Source organism: Ruicaihuangia caeni, from assembly GCF_040536845.1.
In the GTDB taxonomy this organism is placed as follows: Bacteria; Actinomycetota; Actinomycetes; order Actinomycetales; family Microbacteriaceae; genus Ruicaihuangia; species Ruicaihuangia caeni.
This window is the reverse complement of sequence record NZ_CP159582.1, coordinates 1,154,445-1,170,394: the sequence shown is the minus strand read 5'-3', so window position 1 is coordinate 1,170,394 and position 15,950 is coordinate 1,154,445. Positions and strand designations below refer to the sequence as shown.

The window sequence follows — 15,950 nt, the reverse complement described above, 5'->3', positions numbered from 1 at the left end:
GACCCTCGTCGGGGCTTCGATGGCGTCTGCTCGGCGATACGCGTGCGTTCGGGCGTGCTCGAGTGATTCTTCGGCGTTGTACTCATAATTGCGTGGAGTGCAAATTTACACGATGCGCAGCCTCTTTGCCTCTGGTGCTTGACCGCCTGTGAGGGGCGGCCTCGCGTAGCCTTGGTGCGGTGAGCGACCAGCAGACGACGCCGAGCGGGGGCGAGCGCTCCCAACGCGCACAACGTGCACCGTCCCCAGCGGTGCGTCGGCGTCGTGCGGTGGTGCTCGGCATCGTCGCGGGCATCGCGCTGGTGGCGGTGGTCTGGGCGATCGTCGCCGCAGCGACGGGCGCGGGCGATCAGCCGCCGGCATCCGCGCCGTCGAAGTCGCCGTCTCCGACTCTCGACCCCCCGCCTCAGGCCGCGACGCCCACCCCGTCAGCCCCTCCCGCGCAGCCGGAGTTCGACAAGACCGCGCAGTCGATCGATGCGGCCAGCAGCTACTGGGTCGTCGCGAACAAGCTGCGCCCGCTGCAACCGCTCGACTACGCGCCCGACGATCTCGTCGAGGTGCCTGTGCCGCACGTGTACACGCCGCAGTTGCGCAAAGCGGCAGCGGATGCCGTCGTCGAGATGTTCGCCGCGTTCACCGCCGAGACGGGGCTACAACTGCAGTCGCAGAGCGCCTACCGCAGCTACACCACACAGGTCGACGTCTACAACAGCTGGGTGTCGTCGCTCGGGCAAGCGGGCGCCGACCGCACCAGCGCCCGGCCCGGTCACAGCGAGCACCAGACCGGACTCTCGATCGACATCTCCTCACTGCCCGCGGAGTGCGCGCTGCAGGCCTGCTTCGGCGACACGCCGCACGGGAAGTGGCTGGCCGCCAACGCGTGGCGGTTCGGCTTCACGCTGCGGTACCCGAACGGCATGACGCCGGTGACCGGCTACGAGTACGAGCCATGGCACTTCCGCTACGTCGGGCCGGAACTCGCGGCAGAGCTGCACCGCACCGGCATCCCCACACTCGAGGAGTTCTTCGGCCTGCCGCCCGCGCCGGACTACGCCGGCTGACGCGCGAAAGCGCGTGGCTCACGCCCCGTGGATCGCCGCGTCGACGATGGCCTTCGCCTCCGCCTGCACCGCGGCCAGATGCTCAGGCCCGGCGAACGACTCGGCGTAGATCTTGTACACGTTCTCGGTTCCGCTCGGACGCGCCGCGAACCACGCGCGCTCGCTCATCACCTTCACGCCGCCGATCGGCGCATCATTGCCCGGCGCGCGGCTGAGCTTCGCCACGATCGGGTCGCCGGCGAGCCGATCGGCGGTGATGTCGGCGGGCGCCAGTTTCGCCAGGCGCGCCTTCTGGGCCGGTGTCGCGGCGGCATCCGTGCGCTCGTACGCGGGCGAGCCGTGCTGCGCCTCGAGCTCGCGATAGAGCTCTGAGGGGCTCTGACCAGTGACAGCCCTGATCTCAGCGGCGAGCAGGGCGAGCAGGATGCCGTCCTTGTCGGTGGTCCAGACGCTGCCGTCCATTCGCACGAAGCTCGCGCCGGCGCTCTCCTCGCCGCCGAACGCCACCGAGCCATCGCTGAGCCCGGGAACGAACCACTTGAATCCGACGGGCACTTCCACGAGCCGTCGACCGAGGGAAGCCACCACCCGGTCGATCATGGCGCTTGAGACCAGCGTCTTCCCGATCGCCGCGTCGGCGCTCCACTGCGGGCGGTGGCTCAGCAGGTAGTGGATCGCGACGGCGAGGAAATGATTGGGGTTCATGAGTCCGGCGTCGGGTGTCACGATGCCGTGCCGATCGGCATCCGCATCGTTGCCGGTGAGAATGTCGAACCGGTTCCTGTTCGCCAGCACGCCGGCCATCGCCGACGGGCTCGAGGGGTCCATGCGGATCTTGCCGTCCCAATCGAGCGTCATGAAAGCCCAGGTCGGGTCGATGATCGGATCCACGACTTCGAGCGAAGCGGCACCATCGCGGCCCTGCAAGCCGTACCGCTCGGCGATGTACTGCCAGTAGTGCACGCTCGCGCCGCCCAGCGGGTCGGCCCCGATGCGGATGCCGCTCGATCGGATCGCGTCCATGTCGATGATCGACGAGAGCGCGTCGACGTACTCGCCCCGGAAGTCATAGGTATCGACAGCGCTCGGCTCCTGCTGCTTCACGTCGCGGTTGCCGTCCTCGAGCAGCTCGTTGGCGCGGCGAGCGATCCAATCGGTCGCGTCGGAATCAGCCGGACCGCCGTGCGGCGGGTTGTACTTGAAGCCTCCATCGCGGGGAGGGTTGTGGCTAGGTGTGATGATGATGCCGTCGGCGCGACTGCCCGCATCGGGGGCGAGCCCCTGGTTGTGCGCGAGGATCGCGCGGCTCAGCGCCGGCGTTGGCACATAGTCGTCGTACGCGTCGGTCAGCGCGTGCACTCGGTTGGCCTCGAGCACCTCGAGCGCCGTGGTCTCGGCCGGCCGGCTCAGCGCGTGCGTGTCGCGCCCGACGAAGAGGGGACCGGTGATGCCCTGCGCCTTCCGGTACTCGCAGATCGCCTGCGTCGTGGCGGCGATATGGGCCTCGTTGAACGAGCGGTCGAGCGACGAGCCGCGGTGCCCGCTCGTGCCGAAGGCCACGCGCTGAGCGGGATCACGGGGATCCGGCGCCAGCTCGAAGTACGCTGCGACGAGTTCGTGCACGTTGATCAGGTCGGACTCGGATGCCGGCTCTCCTGCTCGGGCGTTCATGCCGCCCAGTCTGGCATCGCCCCTAAGCTTGTTCCATGCCTGATGCCGCTGCTGAGACCTACAGCTATCTCGGCCCGGTCGGCACCTTCACCTGGCTGGCGCTGAACCAGGTGCCCGAAGCGCAGAACAAGAGCTGGCGCGCGGTGAACAACGTCGGCGAGGCGCTCGACGATGTGGTGACCGGCCGCAGTGTCGCCGCGATGATCGCGATCGAGAACTCGATCGAGGGAGGCGTGAGCGCCACGCAGGACGCGCTCGCCAGCATCCCGGGTCTTCGCATCACCGGCGAGTATCTGGTGCCGGTCGACTTCGTGCTCGTCGCACGCCCTGGCACTTCGCTCGAGCAGGTGCGCGTGGTGAACGCCCACCCGGTGGCCTACGCCCAGACGCGGCGCTGGCTCGAACGGGCGCTGCCCGAGCACGGCCATATTCCGGCGTCGTCGAACGTGAGCGCCGCGGCGTCGCTGCTCGAGGTCGAGCACGCGGATGCCGCCATCGCCCCGCCCGGCATCACCGACCACTACCCGCTGGAGGTGCTCGCCGAGCGCCTCGCCGACAGCGAGCACGCCGTGACGCGCTTCGTGCTCGTCAGCCGCACTCGTGTGCTGCCCGAGCCGACGGGGGCCGACAAGACCAGCGTGATCGCCGAACTGCCGGTCGACGCGCCGGGATCGCTGCTCGAGATGCTCGAGCAGTTCGCGACGCGGGGCGTGAACATGAGCCTCATCGAGTCGCGTCCCATCGGCGATGCCCTCGGTCGCTACCGCTTCGTGATCGATCTCGACGGTCACATCAAGGACGAGCGCGTGGCAGACGCCATGCTCGGGCTCAAGCGCTTCAGCCCCAACGTCATCTTCCTGGGCTCGTACCCGCGTGCCGACCGCCAGCCCGTGGCCGTGCCCTCGCGCTATGCCGACGAGGTGTTCATCGAAGCGCGCGATTGGCTGCGCGGCATCCTCTCGGGCGAACCCGACGACTGACGGGTCAGCGCCGACCGAGGCTGCGGCTTCGGCGTGCCGTCGCACTCGACTGACGCGAACGATCAGCGACCGACGTCGTCCTCCTCGGGCGTGCCCTCGGCGCTGACCATCACCGCGAGCGCCTGGTGGTCGACGGTGGCGCGCAGCGCGACGACCTCGCCTGCGGGATCGCCGTCTACCTCGAACTCCTCGGGATGGGGGAACCGAGCGATGAAGCGCTCTCCAGTCAGATAGCGCAGGGCGCGGATCGGCTTCGTCTCTCCCACGATCCACCGACCGACCTGGGTGCGGCGAAGGAGGCCGTTCTCCCACACCACTCGTGACCAGATCCGCAGCCACCCGCGGAACCCGCGCGGTGCCAGGGCCACCACGTCGAGGCGGCCATCGTCGATCTCTGCATCCGGGAGCAACGCGATATTGCCCGGCAGCATGCCGCAATTGCCGATGAGTACCGTGTGAGCAGTCATGGCCCGATCGGGATTCGTGTCGAGGCGGTAGCGAAGCCGCACCCGGCTGCCGCTGCGCAATGAGCGCGCGATCGCATCCACGTACGCGAGCCAGCCCACCTTCGCCTTCAGTTGCGGGTTCGTGTTCGCGACCATCTGGGCGTCGAGACCGACCCCGGCCATGACGAGGAACACGAACTGATCCACCTCGCCATCGACCCGCTCGGCATCGATGATGCCCAGATCGATCGCGCGCTCCGTGCCCGTGAATGCCACGCGCACAGCGGCGGCCGGGTCGCCGAGCGGTAGCTCCAGGTTCCGCGCGAGCAGATTGCCCGTGCCGGCGGGCACGATGGCGAGCGGTACGCCGCTGTCACGGAGCGCCGCAGCGGCCGCCCTGACCGTGCCGTCGCCCCCTGCGGCGATGACGAGCGCGACCTGCTCGTCGAGCGCACGACGCACCTGCCCGCTGCCGGGATCCTCGACGGTGGTCTCGATCCACAGCGACGGCTGCCATCCTTCGGCCTGCTCGTGCTGCTCCACGGCGGCGCGCAGCGCTTCGGCATCCACCTTCGATGGATTCACGATCACTGCCGCGCGGGTGCCGCGCGCAAGGGCCTCTGCCATGCAGAACACGCTATGGCATGCCGTGCCAGACTAGTGCGGTGATCGATCCCCAACTTCTTCGCGACAATCCCGACGTGGTTCGCCGCTCACAGGAGGCCAGGGGATCCTCGGTCGAGTTGGTCGACCGCGCGATCGAGGCGGATGCCGCGCGACGTGCCGCGATCGCCTCGTTCGAGCGCCTGCGTGCCGAGCAGAAGGCGTTCGGCAAGACGGTTTCCTCCGCGCCTCGCGATGAGAAGGCCGCACTCGTCGCCCAGGCCCAGGAGCTCGCGTCGAACGTCAAGCAGGCCCAGCAGCAGGCGACGGATGCCGAGGAGGCGTTCACCCGCGCCATCACCGCGATCGACAACATCGTGCTCGACGGCGTCCCTGCTGGCGGCGAAGACGACTATGTCGTGCTTCGCGAGGTCGGCGGCATCCCGGAGTTCGACTTCGAACCGCGCGATCACCTTGAGCTCGGCGAGCTGCTCGGTGCCATCGACATGGCGCGAGGCGCGAAGGTCAGCGGAGCGAGGTTCCACTACCTGCGCGGAGTCGGGGCCCAGCTCGAGCTGGCGATCATGAACCTCGGCCTGCAGAAGGCGCTCGCCGGAGGGTTCGTTCCTCTCATCACGCCGACGCTGGTGCGACCCGAGATCATGTCGGGCACCGGCTTCCTCGGCGAGCACAGCGACGAGGTGTACTACCTGCCCGCCGACGACCTCTACCTCACGGGCACCAGCGAGGTCGCGCTCGCCGGCTACCACGCCGACGAGATCCTCGACCTCTCGCGCGGCCCGCTGCGGTACGCGGGATGGTCCACCTGCTACCGACGCGAAGCGGGGTCAGGCGGAAAGGACACGCGCGGCATCATCCGCGTGCACCAGTTCAACAAGCTCGAGATGTTCGCCTACACGCTGCCCGAGGATGCCGAGGCCGAGCACCAGCGCATGCTCGCCTTCCAGGAGGAGATGCTGCAGGCACTGGGGCTCGCGTACCGGGTCATCGACACCGCGGCCGGCGATCTGGGCTCCAGCGCCGCGCGAAAGTACGATGTAGAGGCGTGGGTGCCCACCCAGGGTCGGTACCGCGAGTTGACGAGCACGAGCAACTGCACGACCTATCAAGCGCGTCGGCTCGACATCCGTTCCCGCACCGAGACCGGAAAGACCGCCCCGGTCGCCACCCTCAACGGCACGCTCGCCACCACGCGGTGGCTTGTCGCCCTGCTCGAGACCCATCAGAACGCCGACGGCTCGGTGACAGTGCCCGACGCGCTGCGACCCTTCCTCGGCGGACTGGAACGATTGGAGCCGATCACTTGACCGAACGCCTGCTTGTCGCACTCGACATCGACGGCACCGTGCTCATGGAAGACGGTGAGATCAGCGATGCCGTGCACGAGCAGGTGAGCCGAGTGCGGGACGCCGGTCACGAGGTCATGCTCGCCACGGGGCGCGCACCGTCGATGACGCTTCCCGTTCTCGAACGCCTCGAGCTGACCTCCGAGTACATCGTCTGCTCCAACGGTGCAGTAACGCTTCGCCGCGACCCGGACGCGCCCGTCGGGTATGCGCGCGATCACGTCGAGACGTTCGACCCGACCGCGGTCCTGCTCACCGTGCGAGAGCATCTGAAGGGCGCCGACTTCGCGGTCGAAGACGAGCACGGCCTCTTCAAGTACACGGGCTGGTTCTCGAACGGCACCGTGGGCGCCACCGCCGAGAGGGTCGACTTCGAGGAACTCCTCAACAGGGACGCCACCCGCGTCGTCGTCATCTCACCCGAGCACGAGGTGAAGGAGTTCCTGCACATCGTCGAGCGCATGGGCCTCCACCAGGTGAGCTACAACGTGGGGTGGACGGCCTGGCTCGACATCGCGCCCGACGGAGTGAACAAGGCGACAGCGCTCGAGCGGGTGCGGGAATCGCTCGGCATCCGTCGAGGCAATGTCATCGCCATCGGCGACGGCCGCAACGACATCGACATGCTGCGCTGGGCGTCGGAGAACGGCCACGGGGTGGCCATGGGGCAAGCGCCGGAAGAGGTGCGTGCGGTGGCGAACACGTTCACGGCGCACGGCGACGATGACGGTGTCGCACTGATTCTCGAAGAACTCGTTCCGGGCCGGCTCGCGTCGGCCTGATCGCCCGGGCTCTTCCGATCGTCGGGTACTGGGCGGGCGCCCTTCGCAGGCGCAAGATCTGAGCGAGCGTCAGCAGCTCGACTGGAGGTGAGCGATGGGTGTGACCGACCCGCTGCTCTCCGGTCGCACGATCGCGGTTCCTTCGACCGATGGCGTCGCGCGCCACGGCAGGCTGCGCCCGCATCGCGACGGCCGATCGGTGCTGCGAGCGGTCGGCCTGGCGCTCAGCGCGGTCCTGGTGAGCACCGTCGCCATCGCAGGAGTGACGGCGATGCGCTTCACCCGCGACATCGACGTGGTCTCGATCGGTGACGGCGACCACGCGCGGCCGCCCACCATCGGCGCCTACCCCGGGGGCTTCAACATCCTCATCGTCGGAAGCGACACCGGCGAGGGCCAGGGCGACGGGTTCGGCGATCGCGAAGCCGAGCTGAACGACGTCAACCTCCTGCTGCACGTCTCCGCCGACCATTCGCGGGCGATCGCCATCAGCCTGCCGCGCGATCTGCGGGTGCCCGCGCCGGTCTGCGTGGACGAGAAGGGCGTCGAACACGCTGCGCTCCAATCGCAACCGTTGAACGCGGCGCTCGGGCGGGGCGGTCTGGGCTGCGTCGTCGACACCGTCGAGCAACTGACCGGCCTCGACATCCAGTTCGCCGGCATGATCACGTTCCTCGGAGTCATCGAGCTCACCAATGCCGTGGGTGGTGTGCCGGTGTGCATCGACGGCCCGCTTGTCGACCCGTACACGGGGATCAATCTGCCAACGGCGGGCGAGCATGTCATCTCGGGTGCGACGGCCCTCGCGTTCCTCCGGTCGCGCCATGGCGTTGGAGACGGCAGTGACCTTGCGAGGATCAGCTCGCAGCGGGTCTATCTCGCCTCGCTCGTGCGCACGCTCAAGAGCTCGGACACGCTCGGCGACCCGATCCGGCTCTATCAGATCGCCGAAGTGGCGCTTCGCAACATGACCCTCTCGCCGAGCCTCGCCAATGTGCCGACCATGATGTCGATCGCGCAGGCGCTGAAGGACATCGAGCTCGACGAAGTGCAGTTCGTCATGTACCCGAGCGCGTACACCGACGGGTTCACCCGTCTCATCCCCGATCAGCAGGTGGCGGATCAGCTCATGGCCGCGATCCGCGCGGACTCCCCATTCGCCGTCGCAACCGGCGAGACCGGGCCGGGCGCTGCGCTCGAGCCGGGCGGAACGGATGCCGGTGGCCCCGACGCCGGTGAGACGCCGGCGCCGAGCGAGCCCACCGAGACGCCCGCGCCGACTGAGACAGCCGCGCCGGGCGCCAGTTCACCGCCTTCGTCGCCTGCCCCCACGAGTCCCCCTGTCATCGAGGGCCTCACCGGCCAGACCGCGGCCGACCGCACCTGCTCGGTGGTCAACCGCTGACGGCACCTGCTCCGTGGTCAGCCGCTGACCGCACCCGTTCCGTGGTCACCGCACTACTAACCCACCCGTCCGCGCCAGTTAGGGACATCTGCGCCACTTCCTAGTGGCGCAGATGCGATTAGGTGGCGCGCAAGCGACGTGCATCCGAGATCGCGGCGGGCCGGTCAGGGCGTGGCGACTGCGGGCACCATCGGGGCGCAGCGGCGTCCGATATGCTCGTGACTCGTATCTGGAGGGCTGTCCGAGCGGCCGATGGAGCTGGTCTTGAAAACCAGTGGGCAGCAATGCCTCGTGGGTTCGAATCCCACGCCCTCCGCCAAGCGGCTCCGCCGCAGGTTGTTACCCGGCGCCGCTCCAGGATGCCGGCACGACCACCCAGGCGACCTCGGCTCCGGTCTCGGCATCCGCCACCCAGTTGTGCGGCTCCCGCCCCGGGAACGTCAGCGAATCGCCGGTCTCGAGCACGATCTCGCGACCGACGAACTTCACCGTCACCGACCCTGAGATGACGTGGAGCACTTCCACCTCGCAACTGATCGTGTAGAAGCCTTCGCCCCCGGTCGCTCCGGGCTGCATCGACGATCGGATCATCTGCACCCTCGATTCAGAGCGCGGTGAGATCAGCCGCTCATCGAGCTTCGTGCCGCCGAGGTTTATGCGGGGCGCCTGCGAGAGCTGGATCCGCTGGATCGGAGGCTCGGCGAACAGCGAGCCCACCTCGATCGAGAGCACCTGACAGAGCTGCACGAGCGTGGCCACGCTCGGGGATGTGTCGTCTCGCTCGAGGCGGCTGAGGAAGCCCTTGGTGAGCCCGGTCGCATCGGCCACTTGCGCCAGGGTGAGCCCTTGCCCCTGGCGGGCGCTGCGGATGCGGGCGCCGATCAGGAGGGGCTGACCACTTGGCGAAGGTGGGACGGGTCGCATGGAGAAACTCCTGATGAGGGTGGCAAGACAGGTTGGGTTGCCGCATGCTGGCGGTTGGAGCGGTGATCACGGTTGCAGCTCCACGAAAGAGGGGCGTCCGCGTTGACAGTCTTCCGAGCCGCGGCGTAGCATGACGGCCAAGGTTTACCTCAATTTATCGGAAGTTTAGCTCTATGCAACCAAACGAGCCCATCGGTCCGATCGACGCGAGCGTCGTTCCCCGTTTCGCCGGCATCGCCACCTTCGCCCGCCTTCCCCGCCTCGACCAGGTCGAACGCGCCGACGTGGCGGTCGTCGGCGTGCCCTTCGACAGCGGCGTCAGCTACCGCCCCGGTGCGCGTTTCGGCCCGTCACATGTGCGCGAGGCATCCCGCCTGCTGCGGCCATACAACCCGGCACAGGAGATCTCTCCGTTCGCCGTGCAGCAGGTCGCAGACGCGGGTGACATCGCGGTCAACCCGTTCAACATCGATGAAGCCGTTCGCGATATCGAGGCCGGTGCACTCGAGCTCGCCGAGAAGGCCGACAAGATCGTCACGATCGGCGGAGACCACACCATCGCGCTTCCGCTGCTGCGCGCCGTCACGAAGAAGCACGGCCCGGTCGCGGTGCTGCACTTCGACGCGCACCTCGACACTTGGGACACCTACTTCGGTGCCCCGATCACCCACGGCACGCCGTTCCGCCGCGCTTCGGAGGAGGGCCTCATCGACCTCACCGCGAGCATGCACGTCGGCACTCGTGGCCCGCTGTACGACGTCGGCGACCTCGAAGACGACAAGCGCCTCGGCTTCGCGATCGTCACGAGCGAAGACATCGAAGAGCGAGGCGTCGAGGTCGCCATCGAGCGAATCCGCACCCGCATCGGCGACAAGCCGTTGTACATCTCGATCGACATCGACGTGCTCGACCCGGCGCACGCGCCCGGCACTGGCACGCCCGAGGCCGGCGGCCTGACGAGTCGCGAACTGCTGCGCATGATCCGTGCGCTCTCCGATCGCAACATCGTCGGTGCGGATGTCGTCGAGGTCGCACCCGCGTACGACCACGCCCAGTTGACCGCTGTGGCGGCCAGCCATGTCGCTTACGACCTCATCAGCGCCATGGCACCCCGCGGCTGATCCGCCACCGGCATCCCGGATACGCAATTCGGATGCCGCGACCAGCAGTCACGCAGACCGAAGGAGCAAGCGATGACCACCCGCACGCCGACCGAGAGCGAGGTGCTGGCCGCGGCATCCGCCATCGTCGATGCCTTCGCCGCCACCGACACCGAGCGCTACTTCGCCGGGTTCGCGCGCGATGCGACGTTCCTGTTCCACACCGAGCCGCAACTGCTCGACACTCCTGAGTACGAGGACATCTGGAAGGGGTGGGTGGCCGACGGCTGGCGCGTGCTCGAGTGCCGGTCGAGCGAGCGTCGCGTGCAGACGTTCCCCGGCGGCGCCGTTTTCACCCACCACGTGTTCACGCGCGTCGACACCGGAGACGGTGAAGACGCCTACGAGGAGCGCGAGACGATCGTGTTCAGCGTCGATGACGATGGTCTCATCGCCGTGCATGAGCACTTGTCGCCGATGCCGCAGGACGACAACGCTGAAGACGACGCGAACGACGAGTAACACGCTGAACAACCCTGACCCCCTGTGAATGCAGACCCGCGGCGCACCGACGCCGCAACACCCTGACAAGAGGAGACAGCAATGTCGCTCTACACCCGACTCGATCGACGCCTCGAGGCGCAGGCAGAAGGCAGCGGGCCGATCCGAGGCACGCTCTCGTTGCCCAGGATCGGCATGATCTGGCTGGCCGCGAACCTGGTCGTCACCACCCTGCTCACGGGAACCTTCTTCGTGCCGGGTGTCGACTTCCGCACGGCGTTCCTGATGATCGTGCTCGGCACTGCTGGCGGGGCGATCGTGCTGACATCGATCGGCGCCATGGGCACCCGCACGGGACTGCCGACGATGGCGCTCACCCGCGGCGCGTTCGGCATCAACGGGAGCTTCCTGCCGGTCGCGGCGAACGTCATCATCCTCATGGGCTGGAGCTGGGTGCAGGCGATGCTCGCCGGAGTCACCGTCGACGCGCTCGTGCACAGCCTCACCGGGTTCTCCAACCCGATCCTGTTCTCGGTGCTCTGCCAGACGCTCGTCGTCATCATGGCGATCTTCGGGCACGAGGGCATTGCGCGCCTCGAGCCGTGGTTCGCCGTGCTGATGCTCGTGATCATCGCGTGGATCTTCATCACCGCGTTCACGACCTTCGACCTCGGCGACTTCCAGGCGGTCGAGCCCGACCCCTCATACGGCATGAACGCGATCTCGGTGCTCGACATCGTGATCGCCACGGCGATCTCGTGGACCGTGCTGTCTGCCGACTTCAACCGGCTCGCCCGCACCACGAAGGCTGGCGTGATCGGCTCGGGCGTGGGCTACACGCTCTCGACTGTCACCTCGATGACCCTCGGTCTCACCGCGTTCGTCTACATCATGCTGTCGGGCGGCACGCCAGACGTCTTCGACCCCGCAGTGTTCGTCGAGCACTTCGGAGCGCCGATCGCGATCGTCATCTTCCTCTCGGTCATGGCGACGAACACCATGGTCGTCTACGGCATGGTCACCTCGGTGGTGAACGCAAAGGCCGGGAGCCGCCTTCGATTCCTGCCGATGGCGCTCCTGCTGGGCGGCATCTCGATCATCGGCTCCACCTGGCTCGCTCTGCTGAATCAGTTCACCGACTTCCTTGTCATGATCGGCGCCTTCTTCGTGCCGGTATTCGCGATCATGATCGTCGATTACTACATCATCAAGCGGGCGTCGTACGGACGCGACATCCTCGCGGCACGAGGCGGGCGCCACTGGTACACCGGCGGTGTCAACTGGATCGCCATCGCGGTGTGGGTGCTCGGGGCCGTCATGTCGTATGTCTGGGCGTATGTCTGGCCGCTGCCGGTCGGGGCGACCATCCCGGCGTTCGTGCTGAGCTTCGTCGTGTACCTGCTCGCGATGCTGCCCGATCGGGCACGGCATGCGGCCGAACCGAGCCGCCACCTGGCGGATGTCGACGCGAACGAGGCCGACCGCACGGCTGTCGAGAACGGTTGAGCGATGACCTCGGGGTCGCGCCGACACGCCGCCGCATCGTCCGCCAGGACGACGCCCATGCGTGAGCTGAGCCGGAACATCACCGACGCGATGATGGTCTACCCGGGCGACCCCGGGGTCACGATCGAGCCGGGACTCGTGCTGGCCCGTGACGGCGTCGACGTTGCGCAACTGCACATGGGAAGCCACACCGGCACCCACCTCGATGCGCCGTCGCACACTGTCGAGGGCGGTCGCACCACCGGCGACATCGCGCTCGATGAACTGGTGGGCGACGCGCTCATCGTTCACCTGGGGGAGCTCGCCGACGGCCAGCAGTACGGTGCCGCCGAGATCGCGGCCGCGCTCGGCGGGGAGCTGCCAGAGCGCGTGCCTTCGATCGTGGTCATGCACACCGGCTGGGAGAAGCACTTCGGCACCGAGCGGGCGCTGCGGCATCCGTTCATGGCCGCCGAAGCAGCGCGGGAGCTCCGAAACAGAGGCATGCACCTGCTCGCCGTCGACACGCTCAGCCCTGATGAGACGGGGTCGGATGCCGGGGGCTCGGATGCCGGGGGCTTCCCCGTGCATGAGGTGGTGCTCGGCGGCGATGGGCTCATCGTCGAGAACCTTGCGGGGCTCGACGGGCTGCCCGTGCTCGTGGAGCTCGGCTTCTTCCCACTGAAGATCGACGCAGACGGCGCGCCGGTAAGAGCGGTCGCCTTCGGCGTGCCGGCAGACTGACGCGCGAGGCCCTTCCGGGCGGCCAGGAGTGTGTCGCGCTCAGCTTTCGCGGCACGTTCTTCGTTTAGTCTGGTTCGCGCGGGCGCTCCCGCGACTTCTTTCCTCGACATCGTCTTTCCTCGACACCGTCACCGAGCAACAGCCGCACGAGAGCAGACCCGCCCACACCGATCATGCCCGCATCGCAACGCCGCAACGCCGTTACGCCCCGTCACGCCCGCCGTCGCCGCCACCGCGCCTGGCCGGCTCTGCTGAAGGGCGTCGCCGCCGTGCTCTCGGTCGTGCTCGTGAGCGGCGTGTCGGTCGCGACCGTGACGGCCGCGCAATTCGCCAGCAATCTCGACACGGTGGACCTCGCCAGCGGGCAGGGGGCGCCGCTTCCGCAGATCGGCGAGTTCGACGGTGGCTTCAACATCCTGCTGGTCGGCAGCGACAGCCGTGAGGGACGCGAAGAGGAGTTCGGCTACACCGGGAGTGAGCTCAACGACGTCAACATCCTGGTGCACGTGGCGAACGACCACAGCAGCGCCGTGGTGGTGAGCATCCCGCGCGACCTGGTGGTCCCGGTGCCTGCTTGTCCCGACCCGGATGGCGAGGGCGAGCTCTCGCCCATGCGCGCGCAGCCGATCAACTCGACGCTCGGACATGGCGGGCTCGCCTGCACCGTGCTGACCGTCGAGGAACTCACCGGCCTCAGCATCCCGTACGCCGGTCTCATCACCTTCGACGGCGTCGCCATGATGTCTTCAGCGGTCGGCGGCGTCGACGTCTGCATCGACGCCCCGATCTACGACCGCTACACAGGGCTCGACCTGCCGACCGCCGGCAACCACACGCTCGTGGGCTATCAGGCGCTCGCATTCCTCAGGTCGCGACACGGGGTGGGCGACGGCAGCGATCTGGGGCGCATCAGCTCGCAGCAGGTGTACATGTCGTCGCTCGTCCGCACGCTGAAGAGCTCGGACACCCTGACCAACCCCGGAAAGCTCTACAACATTGCCAAGACCGCGACCGAGAGCATGACGCTCTCAACGAGTCTCGCCAACCTCGACACCATGGTGTCGATGGCGAACGTGCTGCGAAAGCTCGATCTTGAGAAGGTCGTCTTCGTGCAGTACCCCGGCACCACTGGCCTCGGCGGCGTCTACGAAGGCAAGGTCGCCCCCATCAAGTCGCAGGCCGATGCCCTCATGGCGAAGCTGCAGAACGACGAGCTCTTCGCGCTCGAGGGCAAGACCGGTGTCGGTTCGACGCTCGCGCCCGGCTCAGAGCCGACTGCGACCGCCGAGCCCGCCGAGACCGCCGCGCCTGCGCCGGAAGGCGAGGGTGCGGGAACCGCGACTCCCGCTCCGACCGAGTCGGCTTCGCCGACACCGGAGCCCGAAGTGCTCGAGGGCGTGCTCGGTCAGACAGCCGCTCAGCAGACCTGCTCGCGCGCGAACTGAGCGCGCGCTCGCAGCGGCGCCGGTTCGCAGGCGCGCGCCCGAGTTGTCGACGCTGGACGGGGCTGCAACCCCGGTCGGCGTATCGAACTCTCGCCGAGCAGAGAGCTTCTCGTCGGTCGACCCTGTTCGAAGCCGCTTGCGGATGCCGGTATGCTTGCACAGGACTATCTGGAGACGTCGCATAGTCAGGTCTAGTGCACCACCCTGCTAAGGTGGAGTCCCCTCCGGGGGACCGAGGGTTCAAATCCCTCCGTCTCCGCTGAAGACCCGTGGAAACTCGGGCGTTTCTCCTTCCTGAGTGTTGGAGGGTGTTGTGATATCGGGCTTGCCGGGGTCCTGAGAGGGGCCCGACGCCAACGCGTTGAGACGGCGGAGCGCTTGCAAGTCTTGCTGTTCACCCAGGACATGCGCGTAAACGGAAAGCACAGTGCGCGGGTCGTCGCCAAGCCACGCAGCCACCTGATTGATGGGCACGCCCGAACGAAGCCAGGACGAGGCAGCGTAGTGGCGGAGCATATGAACCCGCTTGTTTGGGGCTGTATCGCTCCACGCTGCGTACCGTCGAAACAGATTCATTCGAAGCTGCTTACCCGTCTTCGTTGTGAAGAGGTAGTCGTCGATCTGCTTGTCCGCTCGGAAGTGATTCGCGATTTCCAACGCGCGATTGGTCAGGGGCACCGTTCGCCGCGAGCGACGCGACTTGGGTGCCTTCTCTGCGTATCCATCGGAGTGAGCTCGGGTGACTCTCACACCCGGAAACGGGATGTCCTGCAAGTCAGCGACTCGCAGGGCACGCGCTTCAGACCATCGGAGGCCAGTGAGGGCCAGCCACTCGCTGATTGACGCGTAGTGAGGCGAGCGCGAGTACTGGGCTCTCAGCGTCGAGGCAAGGGACTCAGCGGTGAACCATTCATCCGCCGGTTTCTGACTTGCTCCTGCAGGCAGCCGTACCCCAATGACCGGGTTTGCCGGGATAAGTCGCTCACGGACCGCGTAGGAAAATAGCGCGCTAAGGGTCGTCTTCAATCGAGCCACCGTCGAGTGAGCCTTCACGTGCAGTTGCGCGGTCAGGAATGCGAGGACCTCTCCTGAGTCCACAGACGCTATGGGACGAGCGCGAAGGGTGGCCGGAAGCGCCGCGAGATTGTCGCGGTCGGTTCGATAGGAATGCGGTGATACCTGCGCCTTGCGAGCGTCTAGGAACCGCTCGACGACCTCGTGGAGGCTGGTCTTGCCTCCTGAAGGCGGCAGAAAGACCCCCAAATGGAGAGCGCGATACTGTTCACGCTCCCATGCCTCAGCGTCGGATTTTCGGGCGAATGTCTGCTGAGCGACGACGCGGCCGCCACTCTTTACTCTCGCCTTCCACCGAAGCGTTCCATCTCGTAGCGTTCGCCTCTCGATCATGATTCCCCCTTTACTCCCGCCAGCTG

The 15,950-nt window shown here is 67.4% G+C and carries 14 protein-coding genes and 2 tRNA genes; 12 read left to right on the top strand and 4 right to left on the bottom strand.

The genetic code is table 11. The features are described 5' to 3' along the window. The first annotated feature begins 179 nt into the window (after positions 1-179). Complete coding sequence (locus ABV606_RS05410) at positions 180-1,064, top strand: M15 family metallopeptidase (RefSeq protein WP_353988649.1); 885 nt, start codon at positions 180-182, stop codon at positions 1,062-1,064. 18 nt (positions 1,065-1,082) lie between these two features. On the opposite strand, the gene pgm is transcribed toward ABV606_RS05410, so the two are convergent. Then, the gene (gene pgm, locus ABV606_RS05405; protein ID WP_353988648.1) at positions 1,083-2,735 is read right to left on the bottom strand and encodes a phosphoglucomutase (alpha-D-glucose-1,6-bisphosphate-dependent); all 1,653 of its coding nucleotides are present in this window, start codon (positions 2,733-2,735) and stop codon (positions 1,083-1,085) included. Positions 2,736-2,770: 35 nt separating this feature from the next. Here pgm and pheA point away from each other — a divergent pair, with 35 nt between their 5' ends. Continuing rightward, the gene (pheA, locus tag ABV606_RS05400) at positions 2,771-3,715 is read left to right on the top strand and encodes a prephenate dehydratase (protein WP_353988647.1); all 945 of its coding nucleotides are present in this window, start codon (positions 2,771-2,773) and stop codon (positions 3,713-3,715) included. A 62-nt stretch (positions 3,716-3,777) separates the two neighbouring features. Here the strand turns inward: pheA and ABV606_RS05395 are convergent, their stop codons facing one another. After that, positions 3,778-4,788 carry a diacylglycerol/lipid kinase family protein gene (locus ABV606_RS05395; protein WP_353988646.1) on the bottom strand — a complete coding sequence of 337 codons (1,011 nt, stop codon included), beginning with the start codon at positions 4,786-4,788 and terminating at the stop codon, positions 3,778-3,780. Between the two features lie 38 nt (positions 4,789-4,826). Here ABV606_RS05395 and serS point away from each other — a divergent pair, with 38 nt between their 5' ends. The 4 genes from serS to ABV606_RS05375 all read left to right on the top strand — a co-directional run bounded on the left by serS (position 4,827) and on the right by ABV606_RS05375 (position 8,637). After that, positions 4,827-6,092, top strand: a complete 1,266-nt coding sequence (gene serS, locus ABV606_RS05390) for a serine--tRNA ligase (RefSeq protein WP_353988645.1) — start codon at positions 4,827-4,829, stop codon at positions 6,090-6,092. Further along, positions 6,089-6,913: an HAD family hydrolase gene (locus ABV606_RS05385; protein ID WP_353988644.1), complete on the top strand. Its 825-nt coding sequence runs from the start codon at positions 6,089-6,091 to the stop codon at positions 6,911-6,913. Before serS ends, ABV606_RS05385 begins: the two co-directional genes overlap by 4 nt. A gap of 94 nt (positions 6,914-7,007) precedes the next feature. Then, entirely contained in the window at positions 7,008-8,318 is a 1,311-nt protein-coding gene (locus tag ABV606_RS05380; protein ID WP_353988643.1) for an LCP family protein, read from the top strand. A gap of 231 nt (positions 8,319-8,549) precedes the next feature. Beyond that, positions 8,550-8,637 (top strand) — tRNA-Ser (locus tag ABV606_RS05375). Between the two features lie 20 nt (positions 8,638-8,657). Here the strand turns inward: ABV606_RS05375 and ABV606_RS05370 are convergent. Next, the gene (locus ABV606_RS05370; protein WP_353988642.1) at positions 8,658-9,242 is read right to left on the bottom strand and encodes a helix-turn-helix domain-containing protein; all 585 of its coding nucleotides are present in this window, start codon (positions 9,240-9,242) and stop codon (positions 8,658-8,660) included. 173 nt (positions 9,243-9,415) lie between these two features. Between ABV606_RS05370 and speB the strand changes: the two genes are divergently transcribed. The 6 genes from speB to ABV606_RS05340 all read left to right on the top strand — a co-directional run bounded on the left by speB (position 9,416) and on the right by ABV606_RS05340 (position 14,776). Further along, entirely contained in the window at positions 9,416-10,363 is a 948-nt protein-coding gene (gene speB, locus ABV606_RS05365) for an agmatinase (RefSeq protein WP_353988641.1), read from the top strand. Between the two features lie 72 nt (positions 10,364-10,435). Next, the gene (locus ABV606_RS05360) at positions 10,436-10,864 is read left to right on the top strand and encodes a YybH family protein (protein ID WP_353988640.1); all 429 of its coding nucleotides are present in this window, start codon (positions 10,436-10,438) and stop codon (positions 10,862-10,864) included. A gap of 81 nt (positions 10,865-10,945) precedes the next feature. Beyond that, positions 10,946-12,349, top strand: coding sequence for a purine-cytosine permease family protein (locus tag ABV606_RS05355; RefSeq protein ID WP_353988639.1), 1,404 nt, complete (start codon positions 10,946-10,948; stop codon positions 12,347-12,349). A gap of 57 nt (positions 12,350-12,406) precedes the next feature. Further along, the gene (locus ABV606_RS05350; RefSeq protein ID WP_353988638.1) at positions 12,407-13,072 is read left to right on the top strand and encodes a cyclase family protein; all 666 of its coding nucleotides are present in this window, start codon (positions 12,407-12,409) and stop codon (positions 13,070-13,072) included. Positions 13,073-13,245: 173 nt separating this feature from the next. After that, complete coding sequence (locus ABV606_RS05345; RefSeq protein ID WP_353988637.1) at positions 13,246-14,517, top strand: LCP family protein; 1,272 nt, start codon at positions 13,246-13,248, stop codon at positions 14,515-14,517. Between the two features lie 170 nt (positions 14,518-14,687). Beyond that, positions 14,688-14,776 (top strand) — tRNA-Ser (locus tag ABV606_RS05340). On the opposite strand, the gene ABV606_RS05335 is transcribed toward ABV606_RS05340, so the two are convergent. Then, positions 14,758-15,924, bottom strand: a complete 1,167-nt coding sequence (locus tag ABV606_RS05335) for a tyrosine-type recombinase/integrase (RefSeq protein WP_353988636.1) — start codon at positions 15,922-15,924, stop codon at positions 14,758-14,760. The genes ABV606_RS05340 and ABV606_RS05335 overlap by 19 nt on opposite strands. Positions 15,925-15,950: the final 26 nt, after the last annotated feature.

Coding starts and splice junctions, on each gene's coding strand:
- pgm (WP_353988648.1), bottom strand. CDS start 2,735: ATGAACGCCCGAGCAGGAGAGCCGGCATCCGAGTCCGACCTGATCAAC.
- pheA (WP_353988647.1), top strand. CDS start 2,771: ATGCCTGATGCCGCTGCTGAGACCTACAGCTATCTCGGCCCGGTCGGC.
- ABV606_RS05395 (WP_353988646.1), bottom strand. CDS start 4,788: ATGGCAGAGGCCCTTGCGCGCGGCACCCGCGCGGCAGTGATCGTGAAT.
- ABV606_RS05380 (WP_353988643.1), top strand. CDS start 7,008: ATGGGTGTGACCGACCCGCTGCTCTCCGGTCGCACGATCGCGGTTCCT.
- ABV606_RS05370 (WP_353988642.1), bottom strand. CDS start 9,242: ATGCGACCCGTCCCACCTTCGCCAAGTGGTCAGCCCCTCCTGATCGGC.
- speB (WP_353988641.1), top strand. CDS start 9,416: ATGCAACCAAACGAGCCCATCGGTCCGATCGACGCGAGCGTCGTTCCC.
- ABV606_RS05360 (WP_353988640.1), top strand. CDS start 10,436: ATGACCACCCGCACGCCGACCGAGAGCGAGGTGCTGGCCGCGGCATCC.
- ABV606_RS05355 (WP_353988639.1), top strand. CDS start 10,946: ATGTCGCTCTACACCCGACTCGATCGACGCCTCGAGGCGCAGGCAGAA.
- ABV606_RS05350 (WP_353988638.1), top strand. CDS start 12,407: ATGCGTGAGCTGAGCCGGAACATCACCGACGCGATGATGGTCTACCCG.
- ABV606_RS05345 (WP_353988637.1), top strand. CDS start 13,246: ATGCCCGCATCGCAACGCCGCAACGCCGTTACGCCCCGTCACGCCCGC.
- ABV606_RS05335 (WP_353988636.1), bottom strand. CDS start 15,924: ATGATCGAGAGGCGAACGCTACGAGATGGAACGCTTCGGTGGAAGGCG.